This is a genomic window from Nonomuraea sp. 10N515B (assembly GCF_052245915.1).
Lineage (GTDB): Bacteria > Actinomycetota > Actinomycetes > Streptosporangiales > Streptosporangiaceae > Nonomuraea.
Window position 1 is genome coordinate 61,815 of the sequence record NZ_JBQQBQ010000023.1, and the last position, 20,389, is coordinate 82,203.

Below are 20,389 nucleotides of genomic sequence, written 5' to 3' on the forward strand. Positions count from 1 at the left end.
TGGACGGCCAGCTTCGGCGTCGCGGGGCGTTGCTAGACCCAGGCACGCCGGCCTGGGTCGTCTCCGGATCGGGGCAAGGCCCGGAGTAGTCCTCTGGAGGACCCGGCCTGGTGTCCCGCCGGGTGGGCGGGATGCCGTCGTGGCCGGGCCGACCGCGGGAACGGCTCGCTCAGCGCTCGTCGTGACGACGGCGCCAGCGCTCTTCCATGCGCTCCATGAAGCTGCCCCGGTTGCCCCGGCGCGCCTGCTTGCCCGGTGGCACGGCCGGGCCGGAGGACGGGGCCGAGTCACCGAACCCGTTCATGCGTTTCCAACTGGACAGGCCCCACAGACACGCGGCGAGCATGACCACGAAACCGCCGACGCCGAGCGGGATCAGAGCGCTGCCGCTCGACACCACGCCGACCATCATGATGACGACGCCGAGAGCAAAGCCGATGGAGGCCCTGATCAGGCGACGCTTGTAATGGCTGCGCGGGTCACTGATCCTTACGGTGTTGGCCCACTTCGGGTCCTCGGCGTAGAGGGCCTGCTCGATCTGGTCGAGCAAGCGCTGCTCGTGCTCAGAGAGCGGCACGGCGCCTCCCAAGGACAGCCCCAGGACGGGGAAGACGGCAACGGACGACACGGGGTGTCCGAACCTCGCGGTCGGTTATCCCCAGAATACGAGGCTGTAGACGTAGGCGAAAGCAAACGTCCAACGCAGACCAAACCGGAGGTGACGTCATGGCTCCATTGTGGCCCATCTCGCCCCCCTTCCCCCAAAATCGTGACACCGACGCGCCACAGAGTCCGGACATCAGCGTTATGTCTCTATTTCATCAAGCTTGCCACGTACGAGCGATGCTGGGACCACCGCATCGGGACCGAATCTTCGAATCGCCTTGTCCATGGCCTGCTCGGCCTCACGCCAGCCGGTCTCCCGCTCGCCCAGACCCAGCTGCCGGGTGGCCTCCTCGGCGGGTCGCAGGTTTTCCATCCTGACCCCCACCAGGCGCAGCCGCACCCGCTCCAGGCCCGCGGCCCGGTAGAGCTCGCAGGCCGTGGCGTAAATCACCTGGGCCACGTCGGTGGCCTCGCGCAGCGTGCGCGAGCGGGTGATCGTGGTGAAATCGGCTCGGCGAAGCTTCACACTTACAGTTCTTCCCACGTGTCCGGCCTTACGCATCCTGGCGGCCACTCGCTCGGACAGGCGCAGCAGCTCCCGTCTGATCACCTCGGGGTCGTCGACGTCGGTGGCGAACGTCTCCTCGTTGCCGATGCTCTTGTCGGGCACGTGGGCGCTCACCGGCCGCTCGTCGCGTCCCCAGGCCAGCGCCGCCAGATGGCCGCCCGCAGCCTGCCCCAGCTCGCGCTGGAGCGTCGTGGGAGGCACTCTGGCCAGATCGCCCACCGTGCGGATGCCGAGGCGCACGAGGGACTGCTCGGTGCGCTCGCCGACGCCCCACAGGGCCGACACGGGCAGCGGATGGAGGAAGTCCACGACCTGATCGGCGGGCACCACCAGCAACCCGTCCGGCTTGCACTGCTTGGAGGCGAGCTTGGCGACGAATTTGCTGCTGGCCACGCCCACGGAGCACGTGATGCCGTAGCGGTCGAGGACCTGCTCCCTGATCATGGCGGCGACGGCCGCGGGCGAGCCGAGCCGCCGCCTGGCGCCGCCGACGTCGAGGAACGCCTCGTCGGAGGCGATGGGCTCGACCAGCGGGGTGATCGAGTGGAAGATCTCCATGACGCCCTTGGAGACCTCGGAGTATTTGCCGTGGCTGGGCGGGATGATCGTGGCCTGGGGGCACAGCCGGCGCGCCCTGCTCATCGGCATCGCGGAGTGCACCCCGAAGGCCCTGGCCTCGTAGGTGGCGCTGAGCACGACGCCGCGCCCCGCGGGCGAGCCCACGATCATCGGATGGCCGCGCAGCTCCGGGCGCTCGAGCAGCTCGACGCTGGCGAAGAAGGCGTCCATGTCGACGTGCAGGATCGGGCAGCCGCTGTCATCGACCCCGGTCCGCGGAGCGGGGCCGATGCCGGTGATCTGCTTGCGAGACACGCCGCCGATTCTATCCGAACATGGATTCGATAACGAGGGCTCAGGCCCGGTGTCCGAGAACGTGCAGTTGTGTGGCGATGTCCCTGAGCACGGGATGGGTCGCGGCGGCCTGCTCCAGCGCCACGAGGGCCTCGGCGGCGCCGGGCTCACCGTCCACGAGCCTGCTCGGCACCAGGTCGGCGAAGACCCGCACCCCGTGGATGGCGCCGACGGCGAACCCGGTCGCGGTCATCAGCTCCACGAGCGTCTCCGCGCTGAAGCGCCGGGGCGTCGGGTCGCGGTCGCCCCAGCTCCCGACGGGGTCGTCCAGCACCGCCCGAGCCTCGTCGAAGTGGCCGACGAGCGCCCGGTGGATGGCGCTGGCGACCGGGTTGGCGGCCAGCACGCTCACCGCACCGCCCCTGCGCAGCACGCCCGCGACGGCGGTCAGCGCGCTGATCGGGTCCTCGACGTATTCCAGCACGCTATGGCACAGCACCAGGTCGGCGCTGTCGCGGTGGAGCAGCTTGCCCAGGTCGTCGGCGTCGCCCTGCAGGGCGCTGACGCCCACGCCCCTCTCCTTGGCCCGGCGCTCCAGCGCGGCCAGCGAGTCAGGGCTCGGGTCGACGACGGTGACGGTGTGGCCCAATGCGGCCAGCGGCACGGCGAACCCGCCGGTGCCTCCGCCGGCGTCGACGATGTCGAGCCCTTCGCGGCCCGTGGCCGCCGTCCGCTCGGCCAGCACCGACCGCAGCGCGTCCCAGACGACGGCGGTCCGCACCGCCGGAGTCCTCGTGACGCCTTCAGCACGCAACGTCGGCTCGCCTCCCTCTCCCCCGCGAACTGCTTCTTCGCGCACGGCTGCTTCGTGTCCTCAGCGGACGGGCCCAGCCTACGCCGTGCACGTGATCGCCCGCTCCCCACAGGAGGCAACCGAGACGCACGGGGAACGAGGGTGCCGCGGGGAGGACGCCTTCTTCCGGCATTCTGGCGAACCGCTGGCGCGCACGTAGAAGGCGGAGCACCAACAGAAAAGAGGCGCGTCGCGGCTGGTGACGCGCCACTTCTCCGCACGGGCGCGGGCGCCCGCATCACACGGCCAGGCTCCGCCGTGACGGCGCCGGACGCCTGACCGCGTGACGGTACACGTCCCTCGCCTGCGCAAGCCGTGTGCGGCCGGCGTGGTTGGAACGTACCCCGAACACGCGGCCCTGGCCCGCGGAAAAAGCTGTCTAAAGGGTGAGGCTTGGCTTGAGTTGCTTGAAGCGCGCCAGCAGACCGTTGACGAACTGCGGGGACTCGTCGGTCGAGAGCTCCCCTGCCAGGTGCACCCACTCGCTGATGACCACGCCCTCGGGCACGTCCGGCATCCACAGCAGCTCATAGGTGCCGCCGCGCAGCAGGTTGCGGTCGACCGCGGGCATGCGGTCGAGCGTCCAGCCCTCGGCATAGGTGGTGATCAGCTCGTCGATGCGCGCGTGGTGCCTGGCAACGCCCTCGACGATGGTCGAGGTGTATTCGTTCACCGGGGGTTCCTGGCGCTCCACGCGCTCGGCGAGGATCTTCAGCGGATCCTCGCTGCGCAGCTCGGCCTCGAACAGGATGTCGAGCGCCCGTCTGCGTGCTTTGCCGCGTGCCGACACCTCAAGCCCGGCCGAGGTATTCGCCGCTGCGGGTGTCGACCTTGACCTTCTCGCCGGTGGTGATGAACAGCGGCACCTTGATCTCGGCGCCGGTCTCCAGCGTGGCGGGCTTGGTGCCGCCGGTGGAGCGGTCGCCCTGCAGGCCGGGCTCGGTGGTGGCGATGGTCAGCTCGACGGCCGCGGGCAGGTCCACGTAGAGCGCGGAGCCCTCGTTGAAGGCCACGGTGGCCAGCGTGTTCTCCAGCATGTAGTTGGCGGCGGTGCCGACGGTGCCGCTGGGCACGTTGACCATGTCGTAGGTCTCGGTGTCCATGAACACGAAGTCGTCGCCGTCCTTGTAGGAATATTGCATCTCGCGCTTGTCGACGTTGGCCACGTCGACCTTGACGCCGGCGTTGAAGGTCTTGTCGACGACCTTGCCGGAGAGCACGTTCTTGAGCTTGGTGCGCACGAACGCGCCGCCCTTGCCCGGCTTGACGTGCTGGAACTCCACAACGGCCCAGAGCTCACCGCCGTCGAGCTTCAGCACCATGCCGTTCTTGAGGTCGTTGGTCGTCGCCACTCGTTCTTCTCCCGCGTGTGGCCGCTCTAAAGGACGAGCAGCTCCTTGGTCGTCTTCGTGAAAAGTTCCGGTCCGCCCTCACGTGTCACGAGGGTGTCCTCGATGCGAACCCCTCCCCGGCCCGGAAGATAGACCCCAGGCTCGACGGTGATCGGAACTCGATCCTCTAGTCTACCGGTCCGCGAGGGGCCCAGGAACGGCTCCTCGTGGATCTCCAGGCCGACGCCGTGGCCCAGGCCGTGCCTGAAGCGGCTGCCGTAGCCCGCGTCCTGGATGACGGTGCGGGCGGCCGCGTCCACGTCCCTGGACTCGGCGCCGGGGACGAGCGCCTCCCGGCCGGCGCGCTGCGCCTGGGCGACCAGGTCGTAGATCTCGCGTTGCCAGGCGGCGGGCGGTCCGAGGCTGACGGTTCTGGTCATGTCGGCGTGGTAGCCGTGGTATCTGGCGCCGAAGTCCATGGTCACCAGGTCACCGGCGCACAACGGCCGGTCCGTGGGGGCGTGGTGCGGGACCGCGCCGTTCTCGCCCGCGGCGACGATCGTGTCGAACGCGGGCTTGTCGGCGCCCAGCTCGGTCATGCGGTTGTCGAGGAGCCGGGCGAGGTCGCGTTCGGTGATGCCCGGGGCGATTGTCCCTGCTATATCGGCGAATGCCTGGTCAGTGATCTCGCAGGCCGTACGGAGCAGCTTCAGCTCGCCGTCGTCCTTGACGGCACGCAGCACCTCCACCACCGGGCCCAGCGGCACCAGCCCCTCGCCCAGCCCCCGGTACGTGGCCACGCTCATGCTCGCCGCCTCGATCCCGGCGCCCGGCTCGGCGAGCCTGGCCGCCACGTCCGGCGCCTCGACCGCCGGCACCTCCAGCGTGCGGGCCTTGTCGATGTAGCGGTTGTCGGTCGCCAGCAGCGCCGACCCGTCGGCCCTGACGAGCACGGCCGCGTTCGAGCTGGCCAGGCCCGTGAGGTAGTGGACGTTGACCGGGGAGGTGACGAGCAGGGCGGGGACCTGATGGCCGGTCAGCAGACCGGCGAGCCGCGCCCGGCGCGCCGGGTAGTCGAAGGTCATTGCGTCAATGTACGCGCAAGAGGCAATGATGCTCACCTGTCCGAGATGCGCCATTCGTTCATGAACTCCGCCAATGGTCCCGACGACTCCATGTCGCCCTGCTGCTGCGCCCGCCGCAGGTCCCGGTACAGGCCGGCGATCTGGTCGAGCGTCGCGCCCTGGCGCCCCTCGTCGAACTTCCTGGCCGCGTTCTGGATCTTCTCCCGAACCTTGGCGGCCACCTCGGGGTTGATCCCGCCGGAGTTCTCCTGCAACGACACCGCCTCGTCGAACCTCTCCAGCCACGTGCCCCACCCGCCCGGTGGTACCTGGGGTCCCAGGGTGGCCTTGGGAGGCGCCGACTCGCCGGACTGGTCGAGGTCCGGCAGGATCGTGGCCACCACTCCGGGGGACGGATCGCCGGTCGGCGACTCGGTGACCGGCTCCGGCGACTGCGTGGGCGTCTGGCTGGGCGCGAACGTGGTGGGCGTGGCGCTCGGCGTGGTCACCGCCACGGGTTCCCGGCGTGCCCCGGCCCACATCACCATGCCCACGGTCACCGCCACGATGGCCGCCACGGCGACGCCGAGCTGCACGAAGAGCTTGCGGTTGGACTGGGGCGCCGCCTCCAGGTCGCCCTGCTGGTAGACGGCGGTATCACCGGCCCGCGCCCCGACGCCGGGTCCGGCCAGCTCATAGATCTCGGTGGCGCCGTGCCCCGCGGCGGCCCCTGGGTCTGCCCCGGCAGGCCCGTCACGTCGCACAGAACCCGCCGGCCCAGGTCCGCCCGCGGACCGCGCGGGCGCGGTCACCACGCCGTCGCGGAAGGCGGCGCCGGCGACGGGTGTGGCGCCGGCGACCGGCGTCGCGCCGGGGTTGGCGCGCGGCCGGGCGATGGCGGCCAGCGACCGGCGGATCGCCTCGCCGCTGGACGGCCGTGCCGCCGGATCCTCGGCGATCATGGCCAGCACCAGCCGGTCCAGCTCGGCGGGCACCTCGGCCCGGTGCGCGCTGGGCGGCACGGGCTCAGCACGTGCCTGAGCCTGAGCCTCAGCTTCGGCTTCGGCTTCGACCTCGGAAGAAGCGTCATCGGCATCTCCGGCGCGCTCGTGGGAGGCGGCGGTCCCGGCAGCGCGTCCCGGCCCCTCGAAGGGCGGGCGGCCGCAGAGCAGCTCATAGCAGACGCACCCGAGCGCGTACACGTCCCCGGAGGCCTGCGCCTTGCTCCCGGCGGCCCGCTCGGGCGCCGCGTACCGGCCGTCGATCGCCGACGGCTCCTGATCATCGAGCCCGAACCCGACGACCTTGAGGACCCCGCTCCCGGCCCGCCGGAAACTGTCAGGATCGATCTCCCCGTGCACCACCCCGGCCCGATGCGCGGCGTCGAGCCCCGCCGCCGCCTGCCCGATGAGATCGCACACGTCGACGATCTTCATGGGCCCGCCGGCGGCCAGTTCCTCGCCCAGGCTGAGCCCGGTGAGATACTCCATCACCAGGAACGGGGTCCCGTCGCGCTCGCCGACGTCCAGCACCATGGCCACGTTCGGATGGATCACCTTGGCCACGGCCTGGGCGTGCCGTCTGAGCCGCTCCCGCGTGGCGGCCTCCGCCGCCTTGGCACCGAGCAGCTTCACGGCCACGACCCAGTCGGCCCGCGTGTCGTACCCCCGCCACACCTCGCCCATGGGCCCGCTGCCGATGAGCTCGTCCAGCCGGTACCGGCCGGCGACCGGCGTCGCGTCGGACATATCCCCGCCAATAACTCGAACATCAGGATTTCCGACCCACGATAGGGCCACCCAGCCCCCTTCGCCTCCTCATGGGCTCGTTCGCCCCTACCCGGCGATCTCCTTGATCGTCTCGATCAGCCGCACCCGGTCCTCGTGCGTCCGGCCGAGCGGCGTCACGTTGAGCGTGGTCACCCCCGACTCCTTCAGCGCCTGCACCCGGTCGCGCACGAAGGCCTCGCTGCCGATCAGTGACATCTTCTCCAGCAGCTCGCCCGGCACCAGCGCGGCCGCCTCGTCCTTCTTGCCCTGGAGGTAGAGGTCCTGGATCTGCTCGGCCTCCTTCTCGTAGCCGTAGCGCCTGGCCAGGTCGTTGTAGAAGTTCTTGCCCTTGGCGCCCATGCCGCCGATGTAGAGGGCCGCCATCGGCCGCCCGAACTCCAGCAGTCCCGCCGCGTCGTCGCCGATCGCCAGCGACGCCTGCGCGATCACGTCCAGCTCGCCCAGCTCGGGATCCCGCTTGGCCTGGCCCGCGGCCAGCGACGGCCCCCACACCTCGCCGGCCTTCTCCGGCACGTAGAAGATCGGCTCCCAGCCCTCGGCCAGTTCGGCGGCCAGCTCGACGTTCTTGGGCCCGATGGCGGCGACCACGATGGGGATACGGGGGCGTACCGGATGGTTGATGATCTTGAGGGCCTTGCCGAGGCCCGTGCCCTGGCCCGGCGGGAGCGGCACCGTGTAGTGCTTGCCCTCGTGCTCCAGCCGCTCGCGCCGCCACACCTTGCGGCAGATCTCGATGACCTCCCGGGTACGCCCGAGCGGCGCGGTGTACGGCACCCCGTGGAACCCCTCGATCACCTGCGGCCCCGACGCGCCGAGGCCGAGGGTGAAGCGGCCGTCGGAGACGTAGTCCATGCCCGCGGCCGTCATGGCCAGCAGCGTCGGCGTGCGCGAGTAGACCGGCAGGATGCCCGAGGCGATCTCCAGCCGCTCGGTCTTGGCCGCGATGTAGCCCATCTGGCTGACGGCGTCGAAGGAGTAGGCCTCGGCCACGAAGACGATGTCCAGTCCGGCCTTTTCGTAGTCGGCCAGCTCGGCGACCGACTCCTTGAAGCCGCCCGAGTAGTTGAGTGCCATACCGATCCGCATGCCGGGCTCCCGATGAAACCGAATGTTGTTCCGTTCAGACCGCAACAGGCTACCGCGTCGGCGTGTCGGGCAGGGAGCCGCTAGCCTGTTTCGAGTGCTGAGACGGGTTGTGGTGGTGGTGTCGGTCGTGGTGGCCGCGACCCTGGCGGGGCACCAGCTCATCCCCGCGCTCGGCGGGTTCACGCCCGTCATGGAAAGCCTGCTGCCCTGGATCGGACTGTCCGTGCCGCTGCTGCTCGTGGGTGCCGCGCTGGCACGCTCCACGCCGGCCGCCGTGGCTGCGCTGGTGCCCGGCGTGGTGTGGGCGGTGATGTTCGGCTCCACACTGCTCCGCACGTCCCCGGGCGGCCCGAGCGACCTGGCCGTGGGCACGGTCAACGTGGGGGTGCGCAACAGCGCCTCGGGCGAGGCCGTGCGGGCGATCGCCAAGGACCTCGACCTGCTGGCCGCCCAGGAGCTCACCAGCGGCGGACCCGCGGCCAAGCAGCTCAACAAGATGTTCAAATACCACTACCCGGTCAGCACGGTGGGCCTGTGGAGCCGCTACCCGATCAGCGAGACCAAGCCGCTGGACGTCGGCCTGGGCTGGCCGCGGGCCCTGCGCGCGGTGGTCGCCACGCCGAAGGGCAAGGTCACCGTCTACGTCATGCACCTGGCCTCGGCCCGGCCAGGGCACACCGCCTCCCGCGACGCCTCGCTCGCGCGGGCGCGCAAGCTCGTCGACGCCGACTCCAGCAAGCGGATCCTGCTGCTCGGCGACCTCAACACCGCAACCACCGACCGTGGCATGCGGGGGCTGACCCCGCCGCTGACCGACGCGCAGAGCGTGGCGGGCGAGGGATTCGGCTTCACGTGGCCGGCGAGGTTCCCGGTCACGCGGCCGGATCACATCCTGTTCAAGGGCATGAAGGCGACCGAGGCGGGCGTCGCCCCGGCGACCGGCAGCGACCACCGGGCGGCGATCGCCTCATTCCGCCTGTAGCAGGCTCAGATCGGCAGGCGTGTCGATGTCAGCGGGATCGCCGTGCTCGTCGCACGGCACCTCGGTGACCAACTCGGGGTGCGCCTTGAGGAACGGGCGGGCGCCGACGTCACCCACGGCCCGCTCGGCCACCTCCGCGAAGTGCTCCCGGGAGATCAGCACCGGGTTCCTGCGCTTGCCCGCGTACGTGGCGACGGCCACGCCGGCGCCCGCGCCGATCAGCGCGCGCACCGCGCCCGGACGGATCAGCGGCTGGTCGACCAGGGCGATCACAACGGCCTCCGCCTCCTCCGGCAGCGCGGCGAGGCCGACGCGCAGGGAGGAGCCCATGCCCGACGCCCAGTCCGGATTGCGTACGGTGACCGCGCCGCGCACCTGCACGGTGGCCGCGCCCAGCACGACCACGACCGGGTGGCAGCCGCCGTCCTCCAGCAGCCGCACACCGCGGTCGACCAGGCGCTCGCCCGCGTACTCGACCAGCGCCTTCGGCGTGCCGAGCCGGGCGCCCTGACCGGCGGCCAGCAGGAGCCCCGCGATCTTGCCGGCCCTCATGGGGCCTCGTGGTGGATGCGGCCCTCGGTGGTGGTCAGCGGTCGGCCCGTGCCACCCCAGCGCAGCTGGATCAGCTCGGCGGCGATCGACACGGCCGTCTCCTCGGGCGTGCGCGCGCCGAGGTCGAGTCCGATCGGGGACCTCAGCCTGGCCAGCTCCTCGTCGGTGAGTCCGGCCTCGCGCAGCCGGTCGAGCCGGTCCTCGTGGGTGCGGCGCGAGCCCATGGCCCCGACGTAACCGGCGTCGGTGCGCAGCGCCACCTCCAGCAGCGGCACGTCGAACTTGGGGTCGTGGGTGAGCACGCAGATCACCGTACGCTCGTCCACCTGCACGGACCCCAGGTAGTCGTGCGGCCATTTGACCACGACCTCGTCGGCGTCAGGAAAACGCTTGGCGGTGGCGAAGATCGGCCGGGCGTCGCAGACCGTGACGTGGTAACCGAGGAACTTGCCCACCCTGGCCACCGCGGCGGCGAAGTCGATGGCACCGAACACCAGCATGCGCGGCGGCGGCGCGAACGAGTTCACGAACACCGCCAGGTCGTCCAGGCGGCGCTCCCCCTGCCCTCCGTAGTGGCGGATGCCGGTCAGGCCCTGGGCGAGCATGCCGCGGGCGTCGTCGTCCACGGCCTCGTCCAGGCGTTCAAGGCCGAGGCTGCCCGTCGAGCGGTCCGGCCAGATGACCCTGCGGGCGCCGATCTGGCCGGGCCCCGAGACGACGGTGGCCACGGCGACGGGCTCGTGCGCCTCCACAGCCGCCACGATCTCCCCCAGTTCCGGAAATGTCTCAATCGAGATGGGTTCGACCAGGACGTCGATGATGCCGCCGCAGGTGAGCCCGACGGCGAACGCGTCGTCGTCGCTCACCCCGTACCGCTGCAGGACCGGCGCGCCGGCCACCGTGGTCACCTCTGTGGCCAGCTCGAACACCGCGCCCTCGACACACCCGCCGGACACGCTGCCGACCACCTCGTCGCCGCGCACCGCCATGGCCGCGCCCGGCGGCCGCGGCGCGCTGCTGAACGTGCTCACCACTGTCGCGAGCCCGAACGTGAGTCCCGACTTCCACCACGGCAGGATTTCCCGAAGCACGTCACGCATGGGCGAGCCTTTCGCTGAGTTCCTCGTAGGCGGCCAGGCTATGCCCGGCCACCAGGTCGTCGAGGTACGGCAGAGCGGCCCGCATGCCGCCGGTGAGCGGCTGATACTCCTCGTACCCCTTGTGCGGATTGACCCAGATCACCCGGTACGCCTGCCTGGCCAGCCTGGCCATCTGCGCGCCCAGCAGCTCCGGATCACCACGTTCCCACCCGTCCGACGCGATCACGGCAATCGCTCCTCTCGCGCTGAAACGGGTGAGGTATTCCTTGAGTTCCTCCCCCAGCCGGGTTCCGCCGCTCCAGTCCGGGACGACCTTCGACACCTCGTTGAGCGCGGTGCCCGGATCGCGGTGGCGCAACTCGGCGGTGATCGGGGTGAGCCTGGTGCCGACCGAGTAGACCTTGGTGGCCCGCGGCTCGCTCCTGACCAGCGCGTGCGCGAAGCGCAGCAGCGTCTCGGCGTACGGGGCCATGGAGCCGCTGACGTCCACGAACAACACGACCGTGCGGGGCCTGGTGGCGTGCCTCTTGTGGCGGAGCCGGGCCACCTCGCCCTTCCTGAGCGCGTCGCGGATGGTGCGGCGCTGGTCCAGGCTGCCCCGGTGCGCGCTCTCGAAACGGCGCGAACGCCGCCGCGCCCGGCCGCTGCGCAGCATGGCCAGCATCCGGTGCACCTCCGCCCGCTCGGCCTCGGTCAGCCTGGCCACGTCGCGGTGGCGCAGGATCTCGGCCCGGCTGGCGGTCGCGGGCGCGGCCGTGCCGTCGTAGGCGCCGTCCTGCGAGTCCTCCCGCGTGGCCAGATGCCTCGTGACGGTGGTCGTGCTGGTCCGCGCCATCGCCGCCCGCCGCCCGCCGAAGTAGGCGGCGAAGCATCGGTCGTACCTGGGCAGGTCATCGGGCGTGGTGCACAACGTGAGCCGCCCGGCCCAGTAGACCTCGCCCTGGTCGGTCACGTCGAGGTGGTCGAGCGCCTGCAACATGCTCTGCGTACGGTCGTGATCGGCCCCCACCCCCGCCGCGCGCAGTGTTCTGGCGAACCCCGTCACGGTGGCGACGAGATCGCCCACACGGTCACGCATGGGTGAGCATCCCGTTGCCGAGCACGTGCGCGACGTCCTCCCGGTACTTCAACGCCGCCCCCAGCGTGGCAGCGGCCAGACCGGGGTCAAGGTCCTTGGCCCCCAGCGTCAGCAGCGCCTCCGTCCAGTCCAGCGTCTCGGCCACCCCGGGCGGCTTGACCAGGTCGGCCTGCCGCAGCCGCTCGGCCGCCCGCGCCACCTGCATGGCCAGCGTCTCGGTGCAGTCCGGCAGCCGCCGCAGCAGGATGGCGACCTCACGGTCGAAGCTCGGGTGCTCCAGCCAGTGGTAGAGGCAGCGCCGCTTGAGCGCGTCGTGCACCTCTCGCGTCCGGTTGGAGGTCACCACGACCACCGGCGGCGTCGCCGCCCGGACCGTGCCCAGCTCCGGGATCGAGATCGTGAAGTCGGACAGCACCTCGAGCAGGAACGCCTCGAACTCGTCGTCGGCCCGGTCGATCTCGTCCACGAGCAGCACGCTCGGCTGGGTCTCGATGGCCTTGAGCAGCGGCCGCGCGATCAGGAACCGCCGGTCGTAGATCTCCCCCTCGAGCCTGCTCACGTCCGTGATCCCCGCGGCCTCCGCGGCCTTGAGGTGGAGCAGCTGCCGGGCGAAGTCCCAGTCGTACAGCGCCTGGGCGGCGTCCAGCCCCTCGTAGCACTGGAGTCTGATGAGCGGCGCCTTGAGCAGCGTCGCCAGCGTCTTGGCCAGCTCGGTCTTCCCGACCCCCGCCTCCCCTTCGAGGAACAGCGGCCGCCCCATCTTCAGCGCCAGGAAGGCGGCCGTGGCCAGCCCTTCGTCGGCCAGGTAGGCGTGCCGGTCGAGAAGCTCGATGAGCTTGTCGGGCGACTCGATGTCCATTGCCTTGATTGTCCGCCGCAGCACGCCTTCAGGCTACGTCGTCACCGGCTTTGACGATATTCCCCGCCGCAATCGATCGCTCACAGTAAGCCAAGACGCCGGTCACCATGGCTAGGTCTCGCGCGCCTCCCCGCGCTCCCGGATCAAGGCCTCCAGCTCGGCCGTGGCCCGGCGGGCGCGGGGTTTCTCCGAGCCCTGGATGCCCATGGCGCCGACGGTCCGCCCGTCCGAGAAGTCGATCCTCGGCCACGGGTCCCCGACCAGCAGCGTGACCTCCAGGATCTCCGGCCACGTATACCGATGCGTACGGACGGCGTTCACGATCGTGATGCCCTCCTCGTCGGCCTCCACCCGCACCCGCCCCAGCAAATGCAGCACAAAGGCCACCGCGCACCCGAACGCCACGAGCGCCACCCGGTCGGGCAGTTTGAACGGCTCCGCGATGAAGACGGCCATGACCACCGCCCCCAGCACGATCAGCACGGCGAAGCCGTACGCCACGATCCTCGGCCGGCGTGGACGCCAGGTGACGGGCAGGGGCGGAGACTGGACGGGCTCTGACACGAACGGAAACCTACCGCAGCTCAGTGGAGGTTCCGCAGGAGGAGGGCGGTCTCGAGCGCAGCGACGACCGACTCATACCCCTTGTCCTCCTTGCTCCCCGGCAGACCCGACCGGTCCAGGGCCTGGTCGAGCGTGTCGCAGGTGAGCACGCCGTTGCCGACCGGGGTCTCCTCGTCCAGCGAGATCCGGGTCAGACCCGAGGTCACCGAGTCGCAGACGTACTCGAAATGGGCGGTCTCGCCCCGGATGACCGCGCCCAGCGCCACCACCGCGTCGCAGCGGCGGGCCAGCGCCTGGGCGACCACCGGGATCTCCAGTGAGCCCGGCACCCGTACGACGGTGGCCCTGGCGCCGCTGTCGTCGCAGGCCTGCACGGCCCGCGCCACCAGCTGGTCGGTGATCTTGGCGTGCCAGCTGGCCGCCACCACCCCCACCGTCAGCCCCGAGGCGTCCGGCACCGTGACGCCCGGCCGTCCTTCGCCGCTCATGTGGCCTCCTCCGTCGGCCACATGAGCGGCCGCCAGCTGTGTCTAATTGATCGCTCGCTACGCTCGCTCATGACGCCTCCGAGATGTCGTGGCCGAGGCGGTCGCGCTTGGCCATCAGGTAACGCTCGTTGTAAGGGTTCATGGCAACGGGCATGGGCTCGCGGCCGAGCACCTTGATGCCGTAGCCGTCCATGCCCTTGAGCTTGGCCGGGTTGTTGGTGAGCAGCCGCACCGACTTCACCCCGAGGTCGGCGAGGATCTGCCCGGCGTTGGAGAACTCCCGCGCGTCCACCGGCAGCCCCAGCTCCACGTTCGCGTCCACGGTGTCGCTGCCGTTGTCCTGCAGGCTGTACGCCCTGAGCTTGGCCAGCAGCCCGATCCCCCGGCCTTCGTGGCCGCGCAGGTAGACGATCACGCCGCGGCCCTCCTGCGCGATGGCCGACATGGCGTTGTCGAGCTGCACGCCGCAGTCGCAGCGCAGCGAGCCGAACACGTCGCCGGTCAGGCACTCGGAGTGGGCCCGGACCAGGACGTTCTCGCCGTCGCTCAGGTCGCCGTAGACGAGCGCGACGTGTTCGCCGCCGTCCAGAGCGCTGGAGTAACCGAAGGCCCGCCACATTCCGTACACGTTCGGCAGCCGCGTCTCGGCGACCCTGCTGACCATGCTCTCGGCCCGCCGCCGGTAGTCGACGAGCTGCTCGATGGAGACCAGGGCGAGACCGTGCTCGTCGGCGAAGCGGCGCAGCTGGGGCAGCCTGGCCATGGTGCCGTCGTCGTTGACGATCTCGGCCAGCGCGCCCGCCCCCGACAGCCCCGCCAGCCTGGCCAGGTCCACGGCCGCCTCGGTGTGCCCGCGCCTGGCCAGCACCCCGCCCTCTTGGTAACGCAGCGGGAAGATGTGCCCGGGGCGGACGAGCTCGTTGGGCTCGGTGGCGGAGTCGGCGAGCGTGCGGATGGTCTTGGCCCGGTCGGCGGCGGAGATGCCGGTGGTGACGCCGTCCCGGGCGTCCACGGTGATCGTGTACGCCGTGCGCATGCGCTCCTTGTTCTGGAACACCATGAGCGGCAACCCGAGCCGGTCCAGCTCCTTGCCCTCCATGGCCACGCAGATCATCCCGCTGGTGTGCCTGATCGTGAACGTGCACAACTCCGGCGTGGCCTTGACGGCGGCGAAGATGAGGTCGCCCTCGTTCTCCCTGTTCTCGTCGTCGACCACCACGACGGGCTTGCCGTTGCGGATGTCCTCGATCGCCCGCTCGATCGGGTCGAGCTTGATCTCGCTCATGGCGCCACCGCCTCCGCCACGGCCAGCGGGGAGGACCGGTATTCGCGCAGCCACTTCACGAAACCGATGAGGACCAGGACGAAGAACACGCCGTAGACGGCTCCGGAGACCACCAGGCCCGAGCTGAACGCCAGCGGCACCCCGACCAGGTCAACGGCCACCCACACGATCCAGAAGTCCACCAGCGCGCGGCCCTGGGCCCAGGTGGCCAGGGCGCTGCCGACGAAGATGTAGGCGTCGGCGGCCACCAGGAAGGCGCCCTTCGGCAGGGGCTCGTGGGCGCCCCACGACAGGCCGGTGGCGAAGAACAGCAACCCGACCACCACCGTGCCCAGCAGCATGAGGCCGATCAGCAGCAACCGCTCCCTCGGCTCGGCGGGCCTGATGGGCAGTTGCCTGCCGTTCTGCGTGCCGCGCCGCCACGCCCACCAGCCGTAGATCGCCAGGCCCGCGAACATGGCCTGCTTGAGCGCGTTCCCGGTGATGTGCGCGTTGATCGAGGCGATGAACAGCAGCACCGAGCCGGTGAACTGCACCGGCCACGTCCATATCGATTTCCGCATGGCGAGCAGGACCGTGGACAGCGCGGCGATGTTGCCGATCAGGTCCGTCCAGAGCACGTGTGTGCCGAATACGGTGAATCCGGCGTTCGCCCAGTTCACTGTCTGGCCACCAGCCTTTCCACATACTTCGCGATCACGTCGACCTCGATGTTCACCATGTCGCCCACCTGGCGTTCGCCCATGGTGGTGAGCTTCAGCGTCGTCGGGATGAGGCTTACGCCGAAGCTGTCGTCGTCAACCGTCGTGACCGTCAGGCTGATTCCGTCGATCGCGATCGAGCCCTTCTCCGCGACGTAGCGGCTCAGCGGCTCCGGCAGGGAGAAACGCAGGTCGTCCCAGCTGTCGCCGGGCTCTCGGGACAGCAGCACGGCGGTGCCGTCCACATGGCCCTGCACGATGTGGCCGCCGAGGCGCTGGTCGGCGCGTACGGCCCGCTCCAGGTTCACCGGCGAACCCTCGGTGAGGCCACCTAGGGAGCTGCGGTCCAGCGACTCCTTGATCACGTCGACCGTGAAGACGTCGCCCTCGGTCTTCACGACGGTGAGGCACACGCCGTTGACCGCGATCGAGTCGCCGTGCCGCGCGTCGGAGGTGACGATCGGGCCGCGCACCGCCAGCAGGGCGCCGCCGCCGGCCCGGTCGATGGCGACGACCTCGCCCTTTTCCTCAATGATTCCGGTGAACATCACTGCTCCCTGCCTGGTTGTGCGATGGGCCGGGCTATTAGCCGTACATCCGGCCCAATGGGGGAAATTTCGTCAAATGTCAGGCGGTGCATGTGGCCGATCGTCCCCACCCCGGCCGCGCCGAGCGCGGCCCGCCCGGAGCCGAGCAGCGCGGGCGCGAGGTAGGCGACCACGCGGTCGGCCAGCCCCTGCTGCAGAAACGCTCCGGCGAGCGTCGGCCCGCCTTCCAGAAACACGCTGACGACCTCGCGCGCGGCCAGCTCACGGAGGAGAGCCTGCAGGTCCAGGCCGTCGCCGTGACGGGGCAGGCGCAAGAGGCCGGCTTTGAGATCGGTCGTGATGTCGTCGGCGACCGCGATCAGCGTCGGCGCCGCGTCGTCGAGGACCTTGGCGTCCGGCGGCGTCCTGCCCTCCGTGTCGACGACGACCCGCAGCGGAGCCCGGACACCCGCTCCATCGCCGGCGTGCGCGCCACCCCAGGAATCGGCATGTGCGCCAGAGCCGACGTCCAAGCCGGAGCCGGCACCGGCCGCACGGCCGGCGTTCGGACTCGCCGCACGGCCGGCGTTCGGAGCGGAGCCGGCGTTCGCGGCTAGACGGGGGTCGGCGGCGGGGCGGGCGGTGAGGCGGGGGTCGTCGGACAGGACCGTGCCGATGCCCGCCACGATCGCGTCCGCGGCCGACCGCCACCGGTGCACGTCGGCCCGCGCCTCCGGCGAGGTGATCCACTGGCTGGTCCCGTCCTCGGCGGCCGACCTGCCGTCGAGGGTGGCGGCGAACTTCCAGGTCACGTGAGAGCGCCCGAGCCGCGCGTAGGTGAGCCACTCCTCGTTGACCCGCTCGGCCGCGCCCTCCAGAACACCCGTCGTCACGGCGACCCCGCCGGCCCGCAGCCGCGCGGCGCCGCCCGCCGCCTTCGGACTGGGGTCGGCGACCGCGACCACCACCCGCGCGATCCCCGCGTCGAGCAGCGCGCGACTGCACGGACCCGTCCGGCCGGTGTGGTCGCAGGGCTCCAGCGTCACGTACGCGGTGCCGCCCCTGGCCCGCTCTCCCGCCTGCGCCAGCGCCACGACCTCGGCGTGCGGCCCGCCTGCGTACACGTGGAACCCCTCGCCGGCCACCGCGCCGCCGGCGTCCACCACGACGCAGCCCACGACGGGGTTGGGGCTGGTGGTGCCGTGTCCGTACCCGGCCAGCGCGACGGCGCGCGCCATGTGCGCGGCGTCCTGCTCGGGTATCTCCACCCGGGTCTCCTACTCGCCAGTAGCTCCAAGCCACGGCGGGCCCCGGGGGACTCGAGTGGTGCACGAATGCACCACAGAAGGCATCCGGCAGATATGCCGGACACCTCGCGCGCTACCTCCCATCCGGACTTTAACCGTCGGTCCCGGAATTTCACCGGGTCAACCGGCCGATGGCATCGGCCGGGTCGCGGACTATCACCGCCGGTTCGGAGTTTCACCGACCCCGGAGCACGCTAGCTTTCTTCCGCTATCAGTGTGCCATGCCCGAAACAACGGACGCGACCACCCCCACCGTTTTACCAAGCGTCCGCTTCAGGCCGCCGTCAGCCGGTGCGCGCGGCGGGCCGCCGGGGAGTAGCGGACCTGGGCGGGGACCAGTCCGAGCCCGGTGTGCAGGGTACGCAGCGTCGCGGTCGCCCACAGGTCGCCGACAGGCGTGGCGGGCAGCCCGTACAGTCTCCTCGCCCAGCGCGGCAGCGTGGCGAAGGCGAGGATCATCAGCACGGGCACGGCGGGCTTGAGCGGCAGCAGCAGGCGCGGGAGCGGCGCGTTGAGCGACAGGCGCAGCGGATGGGCGGCCTCGGGTACGAAACGCAGCCCGGGACGCGCGGCCTCGATGTAGTCATGCAGCTCGGCCACCGAGCCGGGCACGTCCGCGCCGTCCAGCCCGACGACCTCGGCGGCCCGCCGCCACTCGTGGACGAACGCGTCCGCCTCGTCGTCCGTCAGCCGCACGCCCGCCCGCCGGGCGACGGACAGGTAGGAGTCGACCTCGCCGACGTGCACCCAGCGCAGCGCCTCCGGCTCGTCCAGACGGAACGTGGTGCCGGTGTCCGGATCGTAGGCGGTCAGCCTGGCGTGGATCTTGCGGACCCGGCGGCCCGCCTTTTCGACCTCGGCGCGGGTCCCGTACGTGCGGACGCGGACGAACTCGGTGGTGCGCACGAAGCGCGACCACGCCTCGTTCGGATCCATGAGCGCGGAGTTCTGCAGCACTCCGCGCATCGCCCGCGGATGGAGCCCCTGCATGAGCAGAGCCCGGATGCCGCCCACCAGAAGGATGGGCTCCCCCATCACCCGCCACGTCACCGAACCAGGGCCGAAGATCCCATGGTCGCCCATAAGTGGATAGTTACCCAGTTAGGGGATGACGTTAACGAACTGCTACGTTTTCACGCGATGGCGCGGGCGGCGGCGGCACGCAGCGCATCGATGGCGGCCACCGGGTCGGAGGCGCCGTAGACGGCGCTGCCCGCCACGAACACGTCGGCGCCCGCCTCGGCGCACCGCCCAATGGTCTCGGCGTCCACTCCCCCGTCGACCTGCAGCCAGATGGCGCCGCCGTGTCGCTGGACGAGCGCCCGCGCGCGGCGGATCTTCGGCAGCACCACGTCGAGGAACTTCTGCCCGCCGAACCCGGGCTCGACGGTCATCAGCAGCAGCATGTCGATCTCGCCGAACAGATCCTCGTAGGGCTCTACGGCGGTGGCCGGGTTGAGCGCGAGCCCGGCCCGCGCGCCGAGCGCGCGGATCTCGCGCAGGGTGCGGATCGGGGCCCTGGCCGCCTCCGCGTGGATGGTCACGCTGCCCGCCCCGGCCTCCGCGTATTGCGGCGCCCAGCGGTCGGGATCAGCGATCATGAGATGGCAGTCGAGCGGCGTCGCGGTCGCCTTGCGCAGCGCCTCGACCACGGGCAGCCCGAGGGTGAGGTTGGGCACGAAGTGGTAGTCCATGACGTCGACGTGCAGCCAGTCGGCGTTGGGCACGGCGGCGGCTTCGTCGGCGAGCCTGGCGAAGTCGGCGGCGAGGATGCTGGGCGAGATCTGTACGGCCATGATTTGCCTCAGTCTAGTGAACGGCCTGAGCCTGCCTCGCCCGGGACATCAGCCCGAGCCTGATGAACACCAGCGGCGCCCCCAGCTGCACCCAGAGCCCCAGCACCGCGTATCCGGCGTACGTCACCACGCCGCTCTGGGGCAGCAGCCGGCTCTGGATGTACCAGATGAGCACGGCCACGGCCGTGCCAAGCAGCCAGCGGGCGGCGCGCAGGCCGAGCGGCCCGCCTGCGTCGAACCAGCCCATCCTGTGCATGATCGACGCCCCGGCCAGCGTGCCGAACAGCACACCCGCCATGGTGACGATCGTGGTCGGGCTCTCGGGCGCGATCTGGCCCGCCGAGCGCCAGGCCGCAGGCAGGGACCAACCGGCGTACGGGGCGTTGGCCAGCGCGGCGGCGCCGATCAGCGCCCCGGAGAGCACGGCTGAGGCCGCCATCTGCGCCCAGAGCTCCAGCCCGCGCCACCACGTCGTCAGCGGGCGTTCCAGCTTCAGCACGAGCAGCAGCACGGCCGCGCCGAGCAGCACCCCGGTCACCACATCCGAGATGAAGTGCACTCCCAGGTAGACGCGGCTCAGGCAGACCAGCCCCGTGAGCCCACCCGCCGTCCACCACGCCCACGGCCTTGCCGCGGTCGCGGCCAGCCGGCCGAGGCCGGCGGTGCCGTTCTGGGCGTGTCCCGACGGCAGCCCGAAGGCCCCTTCGAGGGAGAGCGGGCGCACCCGGCCGTCGATCCAGTACGGCCGGGGCTGGTGGAGGGCCAGCTTGGCGATCGCGTTGGCCGCCGCGGAGACCATGACCGTGAGGGCGAGCCGCAGCGCCAGCTTGGGATCGACGCACCAGTAGAGGACGGGCAGGCACAGCAGGAAGAACGTGTCCGTGCCGAACACGGACACCAGTTCCAGCACCGGCCGCGCCCAGTCCGGCGACTGCTGGAGCCAGATGATCGGCCCCAGCTCCGCTCGATGAAGGTCGTCCAGGAAGTCCACGGCATCGAT

At 70.9% G+C, this 20,389-nt stretch carries 22 protein-coding genes and 1 riboswitch; of the genes, 1 reads left to right on the forward strand and 21 read right to left on the reverse strand.

Annotated features, from left to right (window positions below; genetic code table 11):
• Positions 1-169: 169 nt before the first annotated feature.
• The 8 genes from ACTWQA_RS30540 to ACTWQA_RS30575 form a co-directional block, all read right to left on the reverse strand.
• Positions 170-577, reverse strand: a complete 408-nt coding sequence (locus ACTWQA_RS30540; RefSeq protein WP_305920066.1) for a DUF3040 domain-containing protein — start codon at positions 575-577, stop codon at positions 170-172.
• A gap of 228 nt (positions 578-805) precedes the next feature.
• Positions 806-2,047, reverse strand: coding sequence for a DNA polymerase IV (gene dinB / locus ACTWQA_RS30545; protein WP_443162500.1), 1,242 nt, complete (start codon positions 2,045-2,047; stop codon positions 806-808).
• Between the two features lie 40 nt (positions 2,048-2,087).
• A complete protein-coding gene (locus ACTWQA_RS30550) occupies positions 2,088-2,807 on the reverse strand; it encodes a methyltransferase domain-containing protein (RefSeq protein WP_443162501.1) in 720 nt (239 codons plus the stop codon).
• A gap of 451 nt (positions 2,808-3,258) precedes the next feature.
• Positions 3,259-3,669 (reverse strand): transcription antitermination factor NusB, encoded by a 411-nt coding sequence (gene nusB, locus ACTWQA_RS30555; RefSeq protein ID WP_138667324.1) that lies wholly within the window; start codon positions 3,667-3,669, stop codon positions 3,259-3,261.
• Position 3,670: 1 nt separating this feature from the next.
• Positions 3,671-4,231, reverse strand: a complete 561-nt coding sequence (gene efp, locus ACTWQA_RS30560; protein WP_443162502.1) for an elongation factor P — start codon at positions 4,229-4,231, stop codon at positions 3,671-3,673.
• Between the two features lie 26 nt (positions 4,232-4,257).
• Positions 4,258-5,295 carry a M24 family metallopeptidase gene (locus ACTWQA_RS30565; protein WP_443162503.1) on the reverse strand — a complete coding sequence of 346 codons (1,038 nt, stop codon included), beginning with the start codon at positions 5,293-5,295 and terminating at the stop codon, positions 4,258-4,260.
• Between the two features lie 32 nt (positions 5,296-5,327).
• Positions 5,328-7,022 (reverse strand): protein kinase domain-containing protein, encoded by a 1,695-nt coding sequence (locus tag ACTWQA_RS30570; RefSeq protein WP_443162504.1) that lies wholly within the window; start codon positions 7,020-7,022, stop codon positions 5,328-5,330.
• Between the two features lie 87 nt (positions 7,023-7,109).
• On the reverse strand, positions 7,110-8,150 hold the full coding sequence (locus ACTWQA_RS30575) for an LLM class F420-dependent oxidoreductase (RefSeq protein ID WP_305920009.1): 1,041 nt from the start codon (positions 8,148-8,150) through the stop codon (positions 7,110-7,112).
• A gap of 94 nt (positions 8,151-8,244) precedes the next feature.
• Between ACTWQA_RS30575 and ACTWQA_RS30580 the strand changes: the two genes are divergently transcribed.
• Entirely contained in the window at positions 8,245-9,132 is an 888-nt protein-coding gene (locus tag ACTWQA_RS30580) for an endonuclease/exonuclease/phosphatase family protein (RefSeq protein ID WP_443162505.1), read from the forward strand.
• On the opposite strand, the gene ACTWQA_RS30585 is transcribed toward ACTWQA_RS30580, so the two are convergent.
• From ACTWQA_RS30585 to ACTWQA_RS30645, 13 genes are all read right to left on the reverse strand, one after another.
• Positions 9,118-9,684, reverse strand: a complete 567-nt coding sequence (locus ACTWQA_RS30585; RefSeq protein WP_443162506.1) for a nucleotidyltransferase family protein — start codon at positions 9,682-9,684, stop codon at positions 9,118-9,120. The two genes, ACTWQA_RS30580 and ACTWQA_RS30585, sit on opposite strands and share 15 nt — an antisense overlap.
• Complete coding sequence (locus ACTWQA_RS30590) at positions 9,681-10,784, reverse strand: XdhC family protein (RefSeq protein WP_443162507.1); 1,104 nt, start codon at positions 10,782-10,784, stop codon at positions 9,681-9,683. Before ACTWQA_RS30590 ends, ACTWQA_RS30585 begins: the two co-directional genes overlap by 4 nt.
• Entirely contained in the window at positions 10,777-11,862 is a 1,086-nt protein-coding gene (locus ACTWQA_RS30595) for a vWA domain-containing protein (protein ID WP_443162508.1), read from the reverse strand. Before ACTWQA_RS30595 ends, ACTWQA_RS30590 begins: the two co-directional genes overlap by 8 nt.
• On the reverse strand, positions 11,855-12,721 hold the full coding sequence (locus ACTWQA_RS30600; protein WP_443162568.1) for an AAA family ATPase: 867 nt from the start codon (positions 12,719-12,721) through the stop codon (positions 11,855-11,857). Before ACTWQA_RS30600 ends, ACTWQA_RS30595 begins: the two co-directional genes overlap by 8 nt.
• A gap of 111 nt (positions 12,722-12,832) precedes the next feature.
• Positions 12,833-13,285 carry a PH domain-containing protein gene (locus tag ACTWQA_RS30605; RefSeq protein ID WP_327583182.1) on the reverse strand — a complete coding sequence of 151 codons (453 nt, stop codon included), beginning with the start codon at positions 13,283-13,285 and terminating at the stop codon, positions 12,833-12,835.
• Positions 13,286-13,305: 20 nt separating this feature from the next.
• Positions 13,306-13,773 carry a 6,7-dimethyl-8-ribityllumazine synthase gene (gene ribH / locus ACTWQA_RS30610; protein ID WP_443162509.1) on the reverse strand — a complete coding sequence of 156 codons (468 nt, stop codon included), beginning with the start codon at positions 13,771-13,773 and terminating at the stop codon, positions 13,306-13,308.
• A 67-nt stretch (positions 13,774-13,840) separates the two neighbouring features.
• The gene (locus ACTWQA_RS30615; protein ID WP_443162510.1) at positions 13,841-15,058 is read right to left on the reverse strand and encodes a bifunctional 3,4-dihydroxy-2-butanone-4-phosphate synthase/GTP cyclohydrolase II; all 1,218 of its coding nucleotides are present in this window, start codon (positions 15,056-15,058) and stop codon (positions 13,841-13,843) included.
• A complete protein-coding gene (locus ACTWQA_RS30620) occupies positions 15,055-15,720 on the reverse strand; it encodes a nicotinamide mononucleotide transporter family protein (RefSeq protein WP_443162511.1) in 666 nt (221 codons plus the stop codon). The genes ACTWQA_RS30615 and ACTWQA_RS30620 overlap by 4 nt, the downstream gene beginning before the upstream one ends.
• Entirely contained in the window at positions 15,717-16,307 is a 591-nt protein-coding gene (locus ACTWQA_RS30625) for a riboflavin synthase (protein ID WP_305919999.1), read from the reverse strand. Before ACTWQA_RS30625 ends, ACTWQA_RS30620 begins: the two co-directional genes overlap by 4 nt.
• Positions 16,307-17,554, reverse strand: coding sequence for a bifunctional diaminohydroxyphosphoribosylaminopyrimidine deaminase/5-amino-6-(5-phosphoribosylamino)uracil reductase RibD (ribD, locus tag ACTWQA_RS30630; protein WP_443162512.1), 1,248 nt, complete (start codon positions 17,552-17,554; stop codon positions 16,307-16,309). Before ribD ends, ACTWQA_RS30625 begins: the two co-directional genes overlap by 1 nt.
• 105 nt (positions 17,555-17,659) lie before the next feature.
• Positions 17,660-17,790: riboswitch (FMN riboswitch) on the reverse strand.
• 76 nt (positions 17,791-17,866) lie between these two features.
• A complete protein-coding gene (locus tag ACTWQA_RS30635) occupies positions 17,867-18,676 on the reverse strand; it encodes an oxygenase MpaB family protein (protein ID WP_443162513.1) in 810 nt (269 codons plus the stop codon).
• Positions 18,677-18,726: 50 nt separating this feature from the next.
• Positions 18,727-19,389 (reverse strand): ribulose-phosphate 3-epimerase, encoded by a 663-nt coding sequence (rpe, locus tag ACTWQA_RS30640; RefSeq protein ID WP_443162514.1) that lies wholly within the window; start codon positions 19,387-19,389, stop codon positions 18,727-18,729.
• Between the two features lie 13 nt (positions 19,390-19,402).
• Complete coding sequence (locus tag ACTWQA_RS30645; protein WP_443162515.1) at positions 19,403-20,380, reverse strand: phosphatase PAP2 family protein; 978 nt, start codon at positions 20,378-20,380, stop codon at positions 19,403-19,405.
• Positions 20,381-20,389 lie beyond the last annotated feature (9 nt).